The sequence below is a fragment of the Streptomyces sp. NPDC003720 genome, from assembly GCF_042875075.1.
Classification (GTDB): domain Bacteria; phylum Actinomycetota; class Actinomycetes; order Streptomycetales; family Streptomycetaceae; genus Streptomyces.
This window is the reverse complement of sequence record NZ_JBIANZ010000010.1, coordinates 1-18,514: the sequence shown is the minus strand read 5'-3', so window position 1 is coordinate 18,514 and position 18,514 is coordinate 1. Positions and strand designations below refer to the sequence as shown.

Below are 18,514 nucleotides of genomic sequence, written 5' to 3'. Positions count from 1 at the left end.
AGCCCCCTGCGCGGGGGTGACGTGGCCGTTCGACTGGAGTTGCACGTGGCCGGGCGCATCGAAGACTACGCACTCATCGGAGACATGCAGACCGCTGCCCTGGTCTGCCGGGACGGCACAGTCGACTGGCTGTGCCTGCCCCGCTTCGACTCGCATGCCATCTTCGCCGGCCTGCTGGGCACCGAGGAGCACGGCTTCTGGCGGCTCGGCCCGGCGCACGCGGCCGACTCGCAGCCGCCCACGGCCGCCCGGCGCAGCTACCGGGGCGACTCGCTGATCCTGGAGTCCGAGTGGGACACCCCGCGCGGCACCGTGCGCGTGACCGATTTCATGCCCCCGCGTGACGGCGCCCCGCAGCTCATCCGGATCGTGGAGGGCGTCACCGGCCGGGTGCCGATGCGCTCGGCCCTGAGGATGCGGTTCTCCTACGGCCGGGTCGTGCCCTGGGTGCACAAGCACGAGGGCCGCACGGTGGCGGTCGCCGGACCCGACTCCGTGTGGTTCGACACGGAGGCCGAGACCTACGGCAAGGCGCTGACGACCTACGCCGACTTCACCGTGGCCCCGGGCGACCGGATCGCCTTCACCATCTCCTGGGAGCCCTCGCACAAGGAGCCGCCGGCGCTGCCGGAACCGGAGCAGTCGCTGGAGGCGACGGAGACCTTCTGGCGCGAGTGGGTCGAGCACTGTACGTACCACGGTCCGTACCGCGAGGCGGTGATCCGCTCGCTGATCACCCTGAAGGCGCTGACCTACGCCCCCACCGGCGGCATCGTCGCCGCCCCCACCACCTCCCTGCCCGAGGACATCGGCGGCGTCCGCAACTGGGACTACCGCTACACCTGGCTGCGCGACGCGGCGATCACCCTGTCCTCGCTGCTGCGCACCGGCTACCGCGAGGAGGCCCGCGCCTGGCGCGAGTGGCTGCTGCGCGCGGTCGCCGGCGACCCCGAGAACCTGCAGATCATGTACGGCATCGCGGGCGAGCGCGAGCTGGGCGAGGCCGAGCTGGACTGGCTGCCCGGCTACGAGCACTCCGCCCCGGTCCGGGTCGGCAACGGCGCCGCGCACCAGCTCCAGCTCGACGTGTACGGCGAGGTCACCGAGGCCCTGCACCTGGCCCACATGACCGGTCTGGCCCGCAACGACTACGCCTCCCTGCTCCAGCTCAAGCTGATCCGCTACCTGGAGGACCACTGGCAGGAGCCGGACGAGGGCATCTGGGAGGTGCGCGGCCCGCGCCGGCACTTCGTGCACTCCAAGGTGATGGCCTGGGTCGCGGTGGACCGCACGATCAAGCTGATCGAGTCCGGTGACGCGGACGGCCCGCTGGAGCGCTGGAAGGAACTGCGCGACGACATCCACCGGGACGTGTGCGAGAAGGGCTACGACAAGGAGCGCAACACCTTCACGCAGTCCTACGGCTCCCAGGAGCTGGACGCCTCGCTGCTGCTGATCCCGCAGATGGGCTTCCTGCCGCCGGACGACAAGCGGGTGATCGGCACCATCGAGGCGATCCAGCGCGAGCTGTCCACCTCGGACGGGTTCATCCTGCGCTACCCCACCGAGGGCAAGGACGAGGGCGTCGACGGCCTCCCCGGCGACGAGGGTGCCTTCCTCGCCTGCTCGTTCTGGATGGCGGACGACCTGGCGATGATCGGCCGGGTGGACGAGGCCCGGAAGCTGTTCGAGAGGCTGCTCGCGCTCCGCAACGACCTCGGGCTGCTCGCCGAGGAGTGGGACCCCCGGCTGCAGCGCCAGGTCGGCAACTTCCCGCAGGCGTTCAGCCATGTGCCGCTGATCGACACCGCACTGCGGCTCACGGCCTCGGGGGCGTACGGCGGCTGAGCGCGACCGGGCGAGCGGGCCCGCCTAGGCTGGGAAGCGGACCATTGCCCCCGAGCGGAAGGGGGCGGCCATGGCTTCCCCTTCGAAGGCCGGCGCGGCCCTCGCCGCGCTGCGCGAAGATCTGGCCGGCGACGTGTTCGCCCCCTCGGACCCGGGCTACGACGAGGCCCGCGCCGTCTTCAACGCGATGATCGACCGGCGGCCGGCCGTGATCGCGCAGTGCGCGGGCCCGGCCGACGTGGTCCGCGCCGTACGGTTCGCCCGGGACCTGGACCTGCCGGTCGCGGTGCGCGGCGGCGGGCACAGCGTGTCCGGCACCGCGCTGGGCGACGGCGCCGTGGTGGTGGACCTGCGCCGGATGCACCAGGTGACCGTGGACCCGGCGGCGCAGACGGTCCGGGTGGAGGGCGGCGCCACGATGAGCCATCTGGACCGGGCCACCCAGCCGCACGGCCTCGCCACCACCGGCGGCCGGGCCTCGACCACCGGCGTCGGCGGTTTCGTCCTGGGCGGCGGCACCGGCTGGCTGGACCGCACCTTCGGCTACGCCGCCGACAACCTGCTCGGCGTGGAACTGGTGACGGCGGACGCCGAGCGGGTGCGCGCCGGCGCCGACGAGAACCCGGAGCTGTTCTGGGCCCTGCACGGCGGCGGCGGCAACTTCGGCGTCGCCACCTCGCTCACCCTGCGGCTGCACGAACTGCCCGAGTTCTCCATCGCGTTGCTGCTCTACCTGCCCCAACTGGGCCGGGACGTCGTCCGCATCTTCCGCGAGATCGTCACCACCGGTCCCGACGAGGTGAGCGGCGCCGTGCTCTATCTGACCGGCCCGCCCGAGGAGTTCGTACCCGAGGAGCTGGTGGGCAAGCTGGTGTGCGCCGCGCTGCTGACCTACGCCGGCGGCGAGGAGGACCTGCGCAAGCTGGCCGAGCCCCTGCTGGCGCTCCCCCACGAGGCGGAGATCGCCGGCGCGATGCCGTACGCCGACGTCCAGTGCATGCTGGACGACCCGCCCGGGCAGCGGAACTACTGGTCGGCGGAGTACGTGACCGGTATGCCGGACGAACTGGTGGACGTCTACTGCGCCCGCGCGGAGAGCATGCCGGTGCCGACCAGCACCCAGCACCTGCTGTTCCCGCAGGGCGGCGCGATCGCCGCCGGCCCGCACGAGTACCCGGTGCCCTACCGGGACGCGCCGTGGGCGGTGCACCCCTTCGCCATCTGGCAGGACCCGGCCGACGACGAGCGGGCGGTCGCCTGGGTGCGCGAGGTCCGGGCCGACGTCAGGCCGTGGAGCACCGGCGCCGTCTACCTGAACTTCATCGGGGACGAGGGCCGGGACCGGGTCAGGGCGGGACTGGGCGAGGGGAACCTGCTGCGGCTGGAGAAGGTGAAGCGGGCCTACGACCCCGACAACGTGTTCCGCTTCAACCACAACATCCTCCCGGTGTAGCGGGGACACGCGCTGTCGTCCGGGCGTTTGCGCAGGTAGCGTCCGCTGCATGGACAGCGGTACGGAGAGCAGACTCGCCACTCAGGGCGCCGGGATCACCGTTCAGCGGGCGCTGGAGCTGCCGGGGCTGCGCAGCGGGCTGCCGGAGATCCTGGCGGGCGGCGACCGGCTGGGGCGGACCGTGCGCTGGGTGCACGCGGGCGAGGTGCCGAACATCGCCTCGCTGCTCAAGGGCGGCGAGCTGCTGCTCACCACCGGCTACGGGCTGGGGACCCGGCCGGCCGAGCAGCGGGCTTTCGTGCGCACCCTCGCCGAACGGGGGATCGCCGCGCTGGTGGTGGAGCTGGGGCCGCGGTTCACCCGGCTGCCCGCGGCGCTGGTGGACACCGCGCGCGCCGCCGGGCTGCCGCTGGTCCAGCTCCACCGCGAGGTGCCCTTCGTGGCGGTCACCGAGGAGATCCACACGGAGATCGTCAACGGGCACTACGCGCTGCTGCAGCGCGCCGAGGAGGTGCACCGGCGGTGCACGGAGGCCCTGCTCGGCGGTGGCGGGGTGCCTCAAGTGCTCGGCATCCTGGCCGACTTCTGCGCCAACCCGGTGTTCCTGGAGACCGCGGACGGCCGGCTGCTGTACGCCGCCGGGTCGGGGCCGGAGGGCGCCGACCCGCTGCAGGTGTGGGAGGGGCTGCGCGGCCCGCACAAGGACGCGCCGCCGCCCGCGGGTTCGGTGCTCGTGGACGTCCCCGGCGGAGGTCCCGGTGCGGGCGCGGGTGCGGTGCGGGCCCGGCTGGTGCTGCTGCCGGTCCGCTCGCCGCTGGCCCCGGTGCACCGGATGGCCGCGGAGCGGGCGGCGGGCATCCTGGCCGTGGTGCTGATGCAGGCCCGCCAGGAGGAGGAGCTGGCAGCGCGCGGCCGGGGCGACTTCCTCACCGACCTGGCGGAGGGCCGGATCACGGCGGAGGACGCCCCGGCGCAGGCCCGCGTCCTCGGGTTCAAGCCGGGCGGCAGCCCGCTGCTGCCGGTGGTGATGCGGGTCGGGGACTCCCTGTCCCCGTCCGGGGGCTGGGCGGTGCTGGCGCGCGCGGTCTCCGAGGAGCTGGCCTCGGTGGGGGTTCCGGTGCTGCTGGGCGTCCGGCCGGTCGAGGGGCGGGTGCTGGTGCTGCTCGGGCTGCGCGCGGAGTCGGAGCGGCCGGCGGTCGCGGACCGGGTCGCGGCGGCGCTGCGGGCGGGCGTGGAGCGGGCCGGGATGCGGCGGCCGGGCGCCGCCCCGCCGGTCGTGGTCGTCGGGGTGGCCGGCGGCTGGGCGGCCGCGTCCGCCGGGCTCCGGCACGCGGCGGAGACGGCGACGGCGGCGCAGGGTCTGACCGACCGGCCCTGGTACGACGCCCGCCGCCTCGACATCGACCTGCTGCTGTGGCGGCTGCGCGACCATCCGGACCTGGCGGCGTTCGTGGACCGCGCGATCGGTCCGCTGCGCGACCACGACCACCGCTCCAAGCCGCCGCTGCTGCCCACCCTGGAGACCTATCTCGCACACGCGGGCCGCAAGGCGGAGACCGCCCGCGAACTGCACCTGAACCGGCAGACCCTCTACAACCGCCTCGCCCGCATCGGCGAGTTGCTGGGCACCGACCTCGACGACCCGCAGACGGTGCTGGCCCTGAGCCTGGCGCTGCGCGCCCGCCGGCACACGCCCTAGGAGGGGTCGCGGAGGCCCCGTCGCGAGAGCCCTTTCGGGACAGGCCCCTAGGGAAGCGGCCTGGGCTGGGTGAGTTCGTCGTAGACGCTCAGCACCTGGGCGACCGTCTCGTCCTCGGTCGGCCAGGTCGCGGCCTGCCGCGGACCCCGCTCGCGCAGCAGTTCACGGCGTCCGGCGTCGGCGAGGAGACCGCTGACGGCGGCCGCGAGGGCCTCGGCGTCGCCGTACGGAACGAGCTCGGCGGCCTCGCCCACCAGGTCCGGGATGCCGCCGACGCGGGTCGCGACGAGCGGCACGCCCGCCTGCAGCGCCTCCTGGGCGAGCACGGACCGGGACTCCCACCTGCTGGTCAGCAGCGCCAGGTCGGCGGCCGTGAGCAGCTCGGGCACGTCGTCGCGGCGCCCGAGGAGCCGTACCGGCAGCTCCTCGTCCTCGATCCGCCGCTGGAGTTCGGGCCGCAGCGGCCCCTCCCCCGCGACGACGACCAGCGGCACGGGATCGAGGCCGCGCCAGGCGCGGGCCGCGTCCAGCAGGACGTCGTAGCCGCGCTGCCGGTCGAGGGAGCCGACGGCGATGAGCAGAGGGCGTCCGGTGGCGCCGAGTTCGGCGCGGAGTTTGGGCCGCCCCTGGTCGGTGTCGTCGTCGTCGGCGCGACGGCGCCGGCCGGGCAGGGCCACGGCCGCCAGCCGGGCGTCCCGCGCCCCGGTGCGGCGGGCCCGGTCCACCAGGTCGGAGGTGGTGCCGAGCACCACGGCCGCGGTGCGCATCACGCGCCGCTCCAGCAGCCGCAGCAGATGCGCCCGCGCGCCCTCCGCGCGAGCCCGGTTGTGCCAGGTGACCACCAACGGGGTGGTGCGCCCGCTGAGCGCGAGCACGGCGCGGAAGGAGGCGTGCAGACCGTGGGCGTGCACCAGGTCGGCGCCGGCGCACGCGGCCCGGAGCGCGGCCACGGAGGCCGGGTCGCTGCTGCGCGGCACGTGCACGTGGTCGGCGCCGGTCCCGGTGAAGTCGTACGCGTGGTCGGCCTCGGAGGGGGCGCACACGGTGACCCGCACGCCCCGGGCGACGAGCCCCTCGGCCAGGGAGCGTACGTGCGCGCTGCTGCCGGCGTTGCCCCCGCCCAGCACCTGCACGGTGCGCAGCGGCGACTGGCCGTGCGGTGCGTTGCTGCTCACGGGGCTCACGGGGCCGGGGGCTCCTGATTCGGGGCGGGCGTCACGAGAAACGTACCGAAGGTAGCGGGCCGGGAGGACCGAAAGGGCGTACCGCGCGCCTCCCGCACCGACCGCCTCTCCGTCAAGCATGCCAGTACGTACGGCCGTTCCGGCAAAACCCGAGGAGGCGCACAGCACGGCGACCCGGAGCACCGCACCGGAGCACGTTCACCCACACGGGTGAGCGGAGGCCGGTCTCCCGCCGCTGCCCGAACAGGAGCCCTAGAGGTCGGCGCGGGCCGTCGCCAGGAGTTCCTCCGCGTGGGCGCGGGCCGTTTCCGAGTCCTCCTGGCCGGCCAGCATGCGGGAGAGCTCGCGGACCCGCTCCTCGCCCTCGAGGACCTTGACGCCGGAGCGGGTCACCGTGCCGTCGTTGGTCTTCTCGACCAGGAGCTGGCGGTCGGCGAAGGCGGCGACCTGGGGCAGGTGGGTGACCACGACGACCTGCGCGGTCCTGGCCAGCTTCGCCAGCCGCCGCCCGATCTCCACCGCCGCCTTGCCGCCGACACCGGCGTCCACCTCGTCGAAGAGATACGTCGGCACCGGGTCCGTGCCCGCGAAGACGACCTCCACGGCCAGCATCACGCGGGACAGCTCGCCTCCGGACGCGCCCTTGGCGATGGGCCGCGGCGGGGCGCCCGGGTGCGGGGCGAGCAGCAGCTCGACCTCGTCGGCGCCGGCCGGGCCGTAGGCGACGGACCGGCCGCCGACCTCGACGCCCTCCGGGTCCTCGGTCTGCCGGATGTCGAAGGACACGCGCGCGTGGGGCATCGCCAGCGAGGCCAGCTCGGCGGTCACCGCGGCGGCGAACCGCTCGGCGGCCTCCGTACGGGCGTCCGTCAGGGCCTGGGCGAGCGCGCCCAGCTCGGCGCGCAGGGCGTCCCGCTCGGCGGTCAGCTCCCCGGTCCGCTCGTCGTCGCCCTCCAGCTCGGTGAGCCGCGCGGCGCTCTGCTCCGCCCAGGCGAGGACGGCGGCCACGTCGTCGCCGTACTTGCGGGTCAACGTGCCGAGGGCGGCCCGGCGCTCCTCCACCGCGGCCAGCCGCAGCGGGTCGGCGTCCAGGTCGTCGGCGTACCCGGCCAGCTCTCCGGCCACGTCGGCGAGCAGGATGCCGACCTCGCCGATCCGTTCGGCGAGCGCGGCCAGCGCCGGGTCGTGCGAGCGGACGGCCTCCAGGGCCCGGTGCGCGCCCGCGACGAGGGTGGTGGCGTCGATCCCCTCGGGGTCCTCGGGGTTGCCCGCGAGAGCGGCGTGCGCGGCGGTCGCGGCGGACGACAGGGCCTCGGCGTGCCCCAGCCGCTCCGCCTCCTCGGACAGCTCCACGTCCTCCCCGGCCCGGGGCTCCACACCGGCGATCTCGTCGAGCCCGTACCGGAGCATGTCGGCTTCCTGGGCGCGCTCACGCCCGCGGGTGACGATCTCCTCCAGCTCGGCGGAGACGGCCCGCAGCCGCCGGTAGGCCTCGGTGTACTTGGCGAGCGGCACCGCGACGGCGTCCCCGGCGTACCGGTCGAGCGCCTGCCGCTGCCGGGTGAGCTTCAGCAGCCCCTGCTGGTCGGTCTGGCCGTGCACGGCGACCAGGTCGTCGGCCAGCTCGGCGAGCAGCCCCACCGGCACGCTGCGCCCGCCCAGGTGCGCCCGTGAGCGGCCCTCGGCGGAAACGGTACGGCTGATCAGCAGGGCGCCGTCGTCCAGCTCGGCCCCGGCCTCCTCCGCGCGTACGACGGCGGTGGCGTCCGAGGGCACGGCGATCCGGCCCTCCACGACCGCCTTCCCGGCGCCGATCCGCACCAGCGCCGGGTCCGCACGCCCGCCCAGCAGCAGTCCCAGGCTGGTGACCACCATGGTCTTGCCCGCACCGGTCTCGCCGGTGACGGCGGTGAACCCCGGTGACAGCTCGACCACGGCATCGTCGATGACCCCGAGTGACCGTATCCGCATCTCCTCCAACACGGAACAGACCATACGAGGTCCGGGGCGGGGAGCGCACATGGCCCGCCCGTGTCACCCGGGCGAGTGGCCCCCGCCGGGTCCCGGGCCGGCCGCGCGGCTACGTGTGCGGCGCGCCCCGCCAGCCGGTGGTCGGCAGCGCGAACTTCGCGACCAGCCGGTCCGTGAACGAGGCGTGGTGCAGCCGGGCCAGGCGCACCGGCACGGCGCCGCGCCGCACCTCCACCCGCGCGCCGGGCGGCAGCTCGATGGTCCGCCGCCCGTCGCACCAGAGCACGCCCGGCGGAATGTGCGGCAGCACCTCCACCGCGAGCACCGAGTCCGGCGAGGTGACCAGCGGCTTGGCGAACAGCGCGTGCGCGCTGATCGGCACCATCAGCAGCGCCTCCACCTCGGGCCACACCACTGGCCCGCCGGCGGAGAAGGCGTACGCGGTGGATCCGGTGGGCGTCGACAGCACGATCCCGTCGCAGCCGAACGCCGTGACCGGCCGCCCGTCGATCTCGAGGACCACCTCGAGCATCTTCTCCGCGCCGGCCTTCTGCACGGCGGCCTCGTTCAGCGCCCAGTCGGTGTGCACGATGTCGCCGTTGCGGTGCACGACGACGTCGATCGTCATCCGCTCCTCGACCTCGTAGGAGCGTGCCACCACCCGGTCGACGACCCGGTCCAGGTCGTCCCGCTCGGCCTCCGCCAGGAACCCGACCCGCCCCAGGTTGACGCCGAGCATCGGCACCCCGGAGGCCCGGGCGAACTCGGCGCCACGCAGCAGGGTCCCGTCACCGCCGAGGACGATGAGCAGCTCGCACCCGTCGAGGCACTGCGGGGTGGCCTCCTTGACGAGTCCCACCTCGCCGGGGAGCGGCAGGTCGCGCGCCTCCTCCTCCAGCACCCGCACGCCGATGCCGTGCCGCAGCAGCCCCTTGACCACCAGTTCCGCGCTGCGGATGGCCGCGGGCCGCCCGGTGTGGGCGAGCAGGAAAACAGTACGCGCTCGGTTCTGTGTCAACGCGGCCCCTCCGCCACTGCTCGGTCGACCTCGGCCGGGTCCAGGCGGGGGGCGCCGGACCGCAGCCACAGGAAGTACTCGACATTGCCCGACGGACCGGGCAGCGGACTCGCGGTGACCCCCCGCACCCCGAGCCCCAGTTCCCAGGCCTTGTCGGCCACCCCGCGCACGGCCTCCGCCCGCAGTTGCGGACTCCGTACGACACCCCCGCTGCCCAGCCGTTCCTTCCCCACCTCGAACTGCGGCTTGACCATCATCACCAGGTCGGCGTCCGGCTTCACGCACCGCTTCAGGGCGGGCAGCACCAGCCCGAGCGGAATGAAGGACAGATCACCCACGACAAGATCCACAGGTTCCCCATCGATCGCCTCAAGCGTCAACTCGCGTACGTTCGTACGGTCCTTGACGGTGACGCGTTCATCGTTCTGCAGGGACCAGGCGAGTTGGCCGTATCCGACGTCCACGGCGACGACGTGCGCGGCGCCCGCGCGCAGCAGGACGTCGGTGAAGCCGCCGGTGGACGCCCCGGCGTCCAGCGCGCGCCGGCCCTCGACGGCGAGGCCCAGCGGCACGAAGGCCTCGAACGCGCCGGCGAGCTTGTGGCCGCCCCGGGAGACGTAGTCGGGGTCGCCCTCGTCGGTCTGGACCACGATCGCCGCCGCCTTGTCCACCTGCGTGGCCGGTTTGGTCGCCACGGTCCTGCCGACGGTGACCCGTCCGGCGGCGATCAGCTGGCTGGCGTGCTCGCGCGAACGCGCCAGCTTCCGGCGGACCAGCTCCGCGTCCAGACGAAGGCGTGCGACTCCTGCCACGTTCGGTTCAGCTCCTGTTTCGGTACGGCGGTACGGGGACCTGCGGTCCGGGGCGGGCGTCGAGCGCGGTGAGCGCGTCGCGCAGTCCCCTGTGTACATCCTCGTACACCTCCACATGGCCGTCGGTGGCGAGGTGGTCGGCGTCGGCCAGCCGCTGGAGCTGTGCGTCGACGCCGGCGTCGCCGGTGGGGGTGCGCGGGACGCCCAGGGGCGCGGGGGCCGCGGGGTCGTACTCGGGCTCGGGGACGTGTCCGGCGTCGGGATCGGCCACGGGCACGGCCGTGCCGGCCGCCTGACCGGTCGCGGGATCACCCCCGGGCACCGTCTCGGTTTCGGCCTCCGCCGGGGCCTCGGGCACGGACTCGCTCATGCCCAGACGCTACCGCGAACCGCTGGGGTACCGTCGGTGGCCATGGCCACGATCGAGGAGTGCCGCACCGCACTGGGGAAGCTCTCGGACAACATGCAGGGCGCCGAGGGCGACGTCCGGGCGGCCGCCGCCCTGGACCGCTCGGTGAGCTGCCACATCACCGACCTCGACGTCACCTTCGTGGGCCGGATGACGGGCGGCCGGATCGAGGTCGACACCACCCACCCGGGGCCGCCCCGCGAGAAGGCGCAGATCAGGCTCGCCATGGCCGGCGACGACCTGGTGGGCCTGGTGGACGGCGAGCTGAACTTCGCGACCGCCTGGGGCCGGGGCCGGGTGCGCCTCGACGCCAGCCTGCTGGACCTGTTCCGGCTCAGGAAGCTGCTGTGAGCCGTGCCCTGCGGGCCGCCGGGACGACCAGCGGGGTACCGGTCTCCGGGTCGTCGATGACCTGGCAGCGCAGCCCGAACACCTCCTCGACCAGCCCGGCCGTGACGACGTCGTTCGGCGCGCCCTCGGCGATCACCTCGCCGCCGCGCAGGGCGATGAGGTGGGTGGCGTAGCGGGCCGCGTGGTTCAGGTCGTGCAGCACGGCCACCAGCGTCCGCCCCTGCGTCTCGTGCAGTTCCGCGCACAGGTCGAGGACGTCGATCTGGTGCTGGATGTCCAGGTAGGTGGTCGGCTCGTCCAGGAGCAGCAGCGGCGTCTGCTGGGCGAGGGCCATGGCGATCCAGACCCGCTGGCGCTGACCGCCGGACAGCTCGTCCACGTACCGGTCGGCCAGCTCGGCGACGCCGGTCTGCGCCATGGACTCCCGCACCACCCGCTCGTCCTCGGCCGACCACTGGCGCAGGATGCCCTGGTGCGGGTAGCGGCCGCGGCCGACGAGGTCGGCGACCGTGATGCCGTCGGGCGCGACGGACGACTGCGGCAGCAGGCCGAGGGTCCGGGCGACCTTCTTCGCCGGCATCGACTGGATGACCTGCCCGTCCAGCAGCACCCGGCCCTCGCTGGGCCTGAGCATCCGCGACAGCGCCCGCAGCAGCGTCGACTTGCCGCACGCGTTCGGGCCGACGATCACCGTGAAGGAGTTGTCGGGTATCTCCACCGACAGCTCCTCGGCGATGACGCGCTGGTCGTAGGCGAGGGTGACGTTCTCGGCGGACAGGCGGTTCACAGTGCTCCTCGGGGTGTTCGGGTACGCGCCGCGCGGGTCGGGCCCGCCGTTCGCGCCGCTCATATCCGGCCCGCCCTGCGCTCGGCGACCAGCAGCCACAGCAGATAGCAGCCGCCGAGTACGCCGGTGACCACGCCCACGGGGAGCTGGTCGGCGCCGAAGGCACGCTGCGCGGCCCAGTCGGCGGCGACCAGCAGGGCGGCGCCCATGCAGAGGGAGGGCAGCAGGTTCGGGCCCGGCGAGCGGGTGAGGCGCCGGGCGAGCTGCGGCGCGGTGAGCGCCACGAAGCTGACGGGCCCGGCCGCCGCGGTGGCGGCCGCGGTGAGCAGCACCGCGGACACCATCAGCACCAGCCGCACGCGCTGCACCCGCACGCCGAGCGCGTTCGCGACGTCGTCGCCCATCTCCATCATCCGCAGCCCCCGCGCATGGGCGAGGACCAGCGGCACGAGGACGGCGCACAGCCACAGCAGCGGCCAGACCTGCTCCCAGTCACGGCCGTTGAGGGACCCGGTCATCCACACCACCGCGCGGGTCGCGTCGACCAGGTCGGCCTTGGTGAGCAGATAGCCGTTGACCGCGGTGACGATCGCGGAGACGCCGATGCCGACCAGGACCAGCCGGTACCCGTGCACGCCCTGCTTCCAGGCGAGCAGATAGATGGCGAACCCCGTCACCAGACCGCCGGCCAGCGCTCCCGCGGTGACCTGGGCGGCGCTGCCGGACATCAGCACGATCACGACCAGCGCGCCCGCCGTCGAGCCCTGGGACAGGCCGAGCACGTCCGGGCTGCCGAGCGGGTTGCGGGAGACCGCCTGGAACAGGGCGCCGCCGAGGCCCAGCGAGGCGCCCACCAGCAGTCCCACCAGCACCCGCGGCAGCCGCAGTTCGTTGACGATGAAGTCCTGGTAGGCGGTGCCGTCGCCGGCCAGCGTCCTCAGGACGTCCGCCGCCGGGATCCTGGCGTCGCCGGTGCCGATCAGCGCCACGCCCGCGGCGCAGGCGGCGAGCAGGAGCAGGGCGACGACGGTCAGCGCGCGGACGTCCAGGCGCAGGGACAGCCCTCCGGGAGTGCGCACGGCACGGGTCATCCGTCGGGTCCTCACAGCTGGGCCGTCCTGCGCCGTCGTACGAGAAAGATGAAGACCGGGCCGCCGATGAGCGCGGTGACGACGCCGACCTGGAGTTCCGCGGGCCGGGCGACCATCCGGCCGAGGACGTCGGCGCCGAGCAGCAGCACGGGCGACAGGACGGTCGCGTAGGGCAGGATCCAGCGCAGGTCGGGGCCGGTGAAGGAGCGCACGACGTGCGGCACCATCAGGCCGACGAACATGATCGGACCGCAGGCGGCGGTCGCGGCGCCGGAGAGCACCGTCGCCGCGAGCATGGCGAGCGCCCGGGTGCGGTTGAGGTTCGCGCCGAGGGCGCGGGCGGTGTCGTCGCCCATCGCCATGGCGTTCAGCGGCCGGGCGAGTCCGAGCGCCAGCAGGGTGCCGGCCACGAGGAACGGCAGGACCTGCGCGATGGTCGAGTCCGTGGCCGAGGCCAGCGAACCCACCGTCCAGAAGCGCATCTTGCCCAGCGCCGCACCGTCCATGATCATCACAGCCTGGAGGTAGCCGTACAGCGCGGCGCTGACCGCCGTGCCGGCGAGGGCCAGCCGGACCGGGGTGGCGCCGCGGCTGCCGCCGAGGAACCACACCAGTGCCCCGACCGCGGCGGCGCCGCCGAACGCGAACCACACGTAGCCCGTCAGGCTGGTGACGCCGAAGAAGGTGAGCGCCGTGACGACGGCCGCGGAGGCGCCGGCGTTGATGCCGAGCAGCCCGGGGTCGGCGAGCGGGTTGCGGGTGAGCGCCTGCAGCACAGCGCCGGACAGGCCGAGCGCGGCGCCGGCCAGCAGACCGAGGGCGGTGCGCGACATCCGCTCGTCGACGACCACGTCGCCGTACGTCCCCGTGCCGTGGAACAGACCGTGCCAGACCTGGTCCGGTGACAGCGCCTTCGCGCCGACCGCGATGCTCGCCAGTGCGACGAGCACCAGGATCACGACCGAGAGCAGGAGCCCAAGGGCCCGCACCGCCCGGCGGGTTGGGGGCGCGGGGGCGGTGTCCGCGCGCTGTTCCGGAGGACTGTCGACCAACACGAGGTTAGGTTAGCCTACCCTCCTCTGTGATCTCGAGACCGCCTCGGAACCGCCTTCACCGCCGGACCGGAACCGGGCGCCCGGGAACGCCGGTTCCGCACCCGGCGACCGCTCCCCGCTCCCCCGGCGTCCGGTCACCGCCCGGCCGTCACAGTCCCAGCCGCGCCAGCGCCTTCTCCCCGTCCAGCTCGCAGGAACCGTCCCCGGCCGCCGTCCAGGCCGCGGCGCACAGCGCCCGCAGTCCGTCCATCGCCTCGCCGTCGCCTTCGAGCTCCAGCCGGTCCGCCGCGTTCGCCGTCCACCCTCCGCACCGGAAACCGTCACCCTCACGAGTGATTTCCGGCTGCCCCGTGAGCAGCCCGCGCAGGTCGGCGTCCACGTACGTCGGCCGGTGCCGCGGCGGCGCCGCCAGCAGCAGGGGGCCGTCCGTGACGCCGGTCAGCACCAGCAGGGAGTCCACCCCGCCGTTGAACGCGCCCTCGATGTCGGTGTCCAGCCGGTCCCCGACCACCAGCGGCCGCTCGGCGCCCGTCCGCAGGATCGTCTCCCGGTGCATGGGCGGCAGCGGCTTGCCCGCGACCTGCGGCTCCGCGCCCGTCGCGATCCGGACGACCTCCACGGCCGCACCGTTGCCCGGCGCGATCCCGCGTCCGCTGGGGATCGTCAGGTCGGTGTTGGACGCGAACCACGGCACGCCCCGGGCCACCGCGTACGAGGCCTCCGCGAACCGGCCCCACGGCAGGTCGAGACCGCCGAACCCCTGCACCACGGCCGCCGGGTCGTCGTCCGCCGACTCCACCGGCGTCAGCCCGCGTTCGCGCAGCGCCACCCGCAGCCCCTCACCGCCGATCACCAGCACCCGGGCCCCGGCCGGCACCTGCTCGCTGATCAGCCGGGCGACCGCCTGCGCCGAGGTGATGACGTCGTCCGCCCCGGTCGGTATCCCCAGCTCCGTCAGGTGCTCCGCCACGACGTCCGGCGTCCGCAGGGCGTTGTTGGTGACGTAGGCCAGATGCATCCCGCCGTTCCGGGCGCGCTCCAGCGAGTCGACGGCGTGCGCGATGGCGTCCCCGCCCGCGTACACCACCCCGTCCAGATCGAGCAGCGCCGTGTCGTACGCCTCGCTCAGGGGCTGCCCACTGTCCCCGGGCCTGGTCCTGACGCCCTGGCTCATTGCACATCGCTCCTCGTTAGACCGTCTTTCCCCCGATCATCCCCCACCCCGCCGGCACACGTACGATGCCGGGATGAACACAGCAGGTCACTCGGAAGCAACGGAGCGCCGAGGCCTGGAACTGACGCCGTTCCGAGGCCTTCGTTACGACCCCGACCGGGTCGGCAGTCTGGCCTCCGTCACCTCTCCCCCGTACGACGTCGTCGTACGCCCCGACGGCCTGCACCATCTCGAGTCCGCCGACCCGCACAACATCGTCCGGCTGATCCTGCCCCAGGCAGGTACCCCGGACGCCCGCAACGAACAGGCGGCGGACACCCTGCGCCGCTGGCTCGCCGAGGGCGTGCTGGCCCCCGACCCGGACCCCGCCCTGTACGTCTACGAGCAGCGCGACGGCGACGGCATGCTCCAGCGCGGTGTCATCGGCGCCCTGCGCGTCTCCGCCCCCGCCGAGGGCGTGGTCCTGCCGCACGAGGACGTCATGCCCCCGGTCGTCGCGGACCGCGCCGCACTGATGCGCGCCACCCGCGCCAACCTCGAACCCCTGCTCCTGACCTACCGCGGCGACGGCACGGCGGCCGAGGTCGTCGAACGCACCGTGGCCGGACCTCCGCTGCTGGCGACGACCACGGAGGACGGCTTCCGCCACCGACTGTGGTCGGTCACCGCCCCCGCGGACCTGGCCGGCATCCAGTCCGACCTGGCTCAGCACCAGGCCCTCATCGCCGACGGCCACCACCGCTGGGCCACCTACCTGCGGCTGCGCGCGGAGCACCCCTCCCCCAGCCCCTGGGACCACGGCCTGGTCCTGCTCGTCGACACCGCCCGCTATCCGCTGCGCGTGCGCGCCATCCACCGGCTCCTGCACGGACTGCCGGTCAGGGACGCGCTGGCAGCCCTGAGCGGGCAGTTCCGGGTACGGCGCCTCGACGTGCCGCTGGCCAAGGCGCAGGAGGTGCTGGCGGACGCGGCCTGCGCCGGCAACGCCTTCCTGCTGGCCGGCGACGGCTCCTTCCACCTGGTCGACCGCCCGGACCCGGGCCTGCTGGACCGCACGATCCCCGCGGACCGCCCGGCCGCCTGGCGCTCCCTGGACGCCACCGTGCTGCACGCCACGCTCCTCGAGCACATCTGGCACATCCCCGAGGACTCCCCCGCCCACATCGCCTACATCCACGACACGGCGGCCACCGTCGCCAAGGCCGAGCAGGACGGCAGCACCGCCGTCCTGCTGCACCCGGTGCGCGAGGAGGTCGTACGCGAACTGGCCCGGCAGGGCGTGAAGATGCCCCGCAAGTCCACGTCCTTCGGTCCGAAACCGGCGTCGGGGCTGGTGCTGCGCGCGCTGGAGCTCTGACCGGCCCCCGGACATGCGAAAGGGCGGAACCCCGGAGGGTTCCGCCCTTTCACCTTCGCGTTGCGGGACGTCAGTCCTTGTCCTCGACGTCCTTGCCCTCTACGTCCTCGACGTCCTCGGCGTCCTCGGCGTCCTCGTCCGTCTTCTCCACACGGACCTCGTCGTCGGACCGGTCGACCTGGCCGGCGGCGCCGTCGACCTCCTCGGCAGCGTCGCCCTCCTCGGCAGCGTCGCTCTCGTCGGCAGCGTCGCTCTCGTCGAGCGCGTCGACGAACTCGACGCCGTCCAGCTCGGCGAGCCGGTCGGAGGCGTCCGTGCTGCCGTCGCGGTCGGCCTCCACGGCCTTGGCGAACCACTCCCGCGCCTCGCTCTCCCGACCGGCCGCCAGCAGGGCGTCGGCGTAGGCGTAGCGCAGGCGCGCGGTCCAGGGCTGGACCGAGTTGGAGGCCAGCTCCGGGCTCTGCAGGGTCACGATGGCCGCGTCCAGCTGGCCCATGTCGCGCCGGGCGCCGGCCGCCACGAGCCGCATCTCGACCTGACCGGCCTTGTCCAGCTTGTGCACGTCGGGAGCGCCGGCCATGTCGAGGGCCTTCTCCGGCCGGCCGAGGCCGCGCTCGCAGTCGGCCATCACGGGCCACAGCTCCACGGTGCCGGTCATGCGCCGCGCGGCCCGGAACTCGCCGAGGGCCTCGCTGTACTTCTGGTTGGCGTAGGCCGCGAAGCCGGCGGCCTCACGGACGGCGGCGACCCGGGACGCCAGCCGCAGGGCGACCCTGGAGTAGCCGTAGGCGCCCTCGGGGTCCTCGTCGATGAGCCGCGCGACCATCACCAGGTTCTTGGCGACGTCCTCGGCGAGCGTCTTGGGCAGGCTCTGCAGCTCCTGCCGTACGTCCTTGTCGATCTCGTCGCCGGTGACGTCCTCCGGGATCGGCAGCCGCTTGATCGGCTCGCGGTCCCGGTCGCGGTCGTCGCGGAAGCGGCCTCCGCCACGCCGGTCGTCACGGCGGTCGTCCCGCCCGTCACGTCCCCGGAAGCCGCCGGGCCGCCCGCCCCGGTCGTCCCGGCGGGGCCCACGGCCACCCCGGTCGTCCCGGCCACGGAAGCCGCCGCGGTCGTCGCCACGGCGATCGTCACGCCGGTCGTCACGACGGAAGTCACCGCGGCTGTCGTCCCGACGGAAACCACCGCGGTCGTCACCACGGCGGTCGTCACGACGGAAGTCTCCGCGGGTGTCGTCACGGCGGAAGCCCGGACGGTCGCCACCACGGTCGTCGCGACGGAAGCCACCGCGGTCGTCACGACGGTCGTCGCGGCGGAAGGCGGGGCGGTCGCCGCGGTCGTCCCGGCGCGGCCCGCGGTCGCGGTCGTCGCGCTGGAAGCCCGGGCGGTGGCCCCGGTCGCCCTCGCGGCGGTCGTCGCGCCGGCCGTAGCTGCCGCGGTCACCGCGCTCGCCGTAGCCACCGCCACGACGGTCATCACGCCTGTCGTCACGGCGGTCGTCACGACGGTCATCGCGACGGAAACCACCACGATCGTCGCCCCGACGCTCGTCGCGGCGGTCATCACGCCTGTCGTCACGGCGGAAGTCCCCACCACGGTCGTCGCGACGGAAACCACCGCGGTCGTCACGACGGTCGTCGCGGCGGAAGGCGGGGCGGTCGCCGCGGTCGTCCCGGCGCGGCCCGCGGTCGCGGTCGTCGCGCTGGAAGCCCGGGCGGTGGCCCCGGTCGCCCTCACGGCGGTCGTCGCGCCGGCCGTAGCTGCCGCGGTCACCGCGCTCGCCGTAGCCACCGCCACGACGGTCATCACGCCTGTCGTCACGGCGGTCGTCACGACGGTCATCGCGACGGAAACCACCGCGATCGTCGCCCCGACGGTCGTCGCGGCGGAAGTCGCCACGGCTGTCGTCCCGACGGAAACCACCGCGGTCACCACGGTCGGCGTGGCCGCCACCGCGGCTGTCGTCGCGACGGCCGTAGCCACCACGGTCGTTGTCACGGCGGTCGTTGTCGCGACGGTAGCCGCCTCGGTCGCCGCGGTAGCCGCCGCGGTCCCCACGGTCACCACTGTCCCGTCGCCGCTGGTCGCGCTCCGGTCGATCGTCGGGAGAGTTGGTGGACATGGTGACTCCTGTCTTAGGTACCGCAAGCATTGTAAAAACGAAAGGACCCCTGGTCCCAGCTGAACGCTGGGACCAGGGGTCCTCCAAAGATTGTTCGGCGGCGTCCTACTCTCCCACAGGGTCCCCCCTGCAGTACCATCGGCGCTGTGAGGCTTAGCTTCCGGGTTCGGAATGTAACCGGGC

Annotated in this window: 15 protein-coding genes and 1 rRNA gene; 5 read left to right on the top strand and 11 right to left on the bottom strand. The window is 74.1% G+C overall.

All coding sequences use genetic code 11. The features are described from left to right. The first annotated feature begins 45 nt into the window (after nt 1-45). The 3 genes from ACFYU0_RS26325 (at nt 46) to ACFYU0_RS26315 (ending at nt 5,000) form a co-directional block, all read left to right on the top strand. A complete protein-coding gene (locus ACFYU0_RS26325; RefSeq protein WP_389304811.1) occupies nt 46-1,848 on the top strand; it encodes a glycoside hydrolase family 15 protein in 1,803 nt (600 codons plus the stop codon). Between the two features lie 70 nt (nt 1,849-1,918). After that, nucleotides 1,919-3,301 carry an FAD-binding oxidoreductase gene (locus ACFYU0_RS26320; RefSeq protein WP_389304579.1) on the top strand — a complete coding sequence of 461 codons (1,383 nt, stop codon included), beginning with the start codon at nt 1,919-1,921 and terminating at the stop codon, nt 3,299-3,301. A 49-nt stretch (nt 3,302-3,350) separates the two neighbouring features. Beyond that, nucleotides 3,351-5,000: a PucR family transcriptional regulator gene (locus tag ACFYU0_RS26315; RefSeq protein ID WP_351672819.1), complete on the top strand. Its 1,650-nt coding sequence runs from the start codon at nt 3,351-3,353 to the stop codon at nt 4,998-5,000. Between the two features lie 47 nt (nt 5,001-5,047). On the opposite strand, the gene ACFYU0_RS26310 is transcribed toward ACFYU0_RS26315, so the two are convergent. From ACFYU0_RS26310 to ACFYU0_RS26290, 5 genes are all read right to left on the bottom strand, one after another. Further along, nucleotides 5,048-6,184: a glycosyltransferase family 4 protein gene (locus tag ACFYU0_RS26310; protein ID WP_389304576.1), complete on the bottom strand. Its 1,137-nt coding sequence runs from the start codon at nt 6,182-6,184 to the stop codon at nt 5,048-5,050. A 252-nt stretch (nt 6,185-6,436) separates the two neighbouring features. Continuing rightward, complete coding sequence (gene recN / locus ACFYU0_RS26305) at nt 6,437-8,179, bottom strand: DNA repair protein RecN (RefSeq protein WP_389304574.1); 1,743 nt, start codon at nt 8,177-8,179, stop codon at nt 6,437-6,439. A gap of 85 nt (nt 8,180-8,264) precedes the next feature. Then, nucleotides 8,265-9,173 carry an NAD kinase gene (locus ACFYU0_RS26300; protein ID WP_351672824.1) on the bottom strand — a complete coding sequence of 303 codons (909 nt, stop codon included), beginning with the start codon at nt 9,171-9,173 and terminating at the stop codon, nt 8,265-8,267. Beyond that, nucleotides 9,170-9,985, bottom strand: a complete 816-nt coding sequence (locus tag ACFYU0_RS26295) for a TlyA family RNA methyltransferase (RefSeq protein WP_389304572.1) — start codon at nt 9,983-9,985, stop codon at nt 9,170-9,172. The genes ACFYU0_RS26300 and ACFYU0_RS26295 overlap by 4 nt, the downstream gene beginning before the upstream one ends. Nucleotides 9,986-9,992: 7 nt before the next feature. Further along, on the bottom strand, nt 9,993-10,355 hold the full coding sequence (locus ACFYU0_RS26290; protein ID WP_389304570.1) for a hypothetical protein: 363 nt from the start codon (nt 10,353-10,355) through the stop codon (nt 9,993-9,995). 42 nt (nt 10,356-10,397) lie between these two features. Here ACFYU0_RS26290 and ACFYU0_RS26285 point away from each other — a divergent pair, with 42 nt between their 5' ends. Beyond that, nucleotides 10,398-10,745, top strand: a complete 348-nt coding sequence (locus tag ACFYU0_RS26285) for a sterol-binding protein (protein WP_351672830.1) — start codon at nt 10,398-10,400, stop codon at nt 10,743-10,745. On the opposite strand, the gene ACFYU0_RS26280 is transcribed toward ACFYU0_RS26285, so the two are convergent. From ACFYU0_RS26280 to ACFYU0_RS26265, 4 genes are all read right to left on the bottom strand, one after another. Beyond that, a complete protein-coding gene (locus ACFYU0_RS26280) occupies nt 10,729-11,595 on the bottom strand; it encodes an ABC transporter ATP-binding protein (protein WP_389304568.1) in 867 nt (288 codons plus the stop codon). The genes ACFYU0_RS26285 and ACFYU0_RS26280 overlap by 17 nt on opposite strands. Next, nucleotides 11,592-12,623 carry a FecCD family ABC transporter permease gene (locus ACFYU0_RS26275; protein WP_389304566.1) on the bottom strand — a complete coding sequence of 344 codons (1,032 nt, stop codon included), beginning with the start codon at nt 12,621-12,623 and terminating at the stop codon, nt 11,592-11,594. Before ACFYU0_RS26275 ends, ACFYU0_RS26280 begins: the two co-directional genes overlap by 4 nt. Before the next feature lie 11 nt (nt 12,624-12,634). Continuing rightward, a complete protein-coding gene (locus ACFYU0_RS26270; protein ID WP_389304564.1) occupies nt 12,635-13,678 on the bottom strand; it encodes a FecCD family ABC transporter permease in 1,044 nt (347 codons plus the stop codon). Nucleotides 13,679-13,826: 148 nt separating this feature from the next. Further along, nucleotides 13,827-14,852 (bottom strand): HAD-IIA family hydrolase, encoded by a 1,026-nt coding sequence (locus ACFYU0_RS26265; RefSeq protein WP_389304562.1) that lies wholly within the window; start codon nt 14,850-14,852, stop codon nt 13,827-13,829. A 73-nt stretch (nt 14,853-14,925) separates the two neighbouring features. Between ACFYU0_RS26265 and ACFYU0_RS26260 the strand changes: the two genes are divergently transcribed. After that, complete coding sequence (locus ACFYU0_RS26260; RefSeq protein ID WP_389304560.1) at nt 14,926-16,209, top strand: DUF1015 domain-containing protein; 1,284 nt, start codon at nt 14,926-14,928, stop codon at nt 16,207-16,209. Between the two features lie 70 nt (nt 16,210-16,279). Here ACFYU0_RS26260 and ACFYU0_RS26255 read toward each other — a convergent pair whose 3' ends face one another. After that, the gene (locus tag ACFYU0_RS26255; RefSeq protein ID WP_389304810.1) at nt 16,280-17,143 is read right to left on the bottom strand and encodes a hypothetical protein; all 864 of its coding nucleotides are present in this window, start codon (nt 17,141-17,143) and stop codon (nt 16,280-16,282) included. A gap of 1,280 nt (nt 17,144-18,423) precedes the next feature. Continuing rightward, nucleotides 18,424-18,514: ribosomal RNA gene (gene rrf, locus ACFYU0_RS26250) — 5S ribosomal RNA — on the bottom strand; the annotation flags it as partial.

Coding starts and splice junctions, on each gene's coding strand:
- ACFYU0_RS26290 (WP_389304570.1), bottom strand. CDS start 10,355: ATGAGCGAGTCCGTGCCCGAGGCCCCGGCGGAGGCCGAAACCGAGACG.
- ACFYU0_RS26265 (WP_389304562.1), bottom strand. CDS start 14,852: ATGAGCCAGGGCGTCAGGACCAGGCCCGGGGACAGTGGGCAGCCCCTG.
- ACFYU0_RS26285 (WP_351672830.1), top strand. CDS start 10,398: ATGGCCACGATCGAGGAGTGCCGCACCGCACTGGGGAAGCTCTCGGAC.
- ACFYU0_RS26260 (WP_389304560.1), top strand. CDS start 14,926: ATGAACACAGCAGGTCACTCGGAAGCAACGGAGCGCCGAGGCCTGGAA.
- recN (WP_389304574.1), bottom strand. CDS start 8,179: ATGGTCTGTTCCGTGTTGGAGGAGATGCGGATACGGTCACTCGGGGTC.
- ACFYU0_RS26315 (WP_351672819.1), top strand. CDS start 3,351: ATGGACAGCGGTACGGAGAGCAGACTCGCCACTCAGGGCGCCGGGATC.
- ACFYU0_RS26275 (WP_389304566.1), bottom strand. CDS start 12,623: ATGACCCGTGCCGTGCGCACTCCCGGAGGGCTGTCCCTGCGCCTGGAC.
- ACFYU0_RS26280 (WP_389304568.1), bottom strand. CDS start 11,595: ATGAGCGGCGCGAACGGCGGGCCCGACCCGCGCGGCGCGTACCCGAAC.
- ACFYU0_RS26320 (WP_389304579.1), top strand. CDS start 1,919: ATGGCTTCCCCTTCGAAGGCCGGCGCGGCCCTCGCCGCGCTGCGCGAA.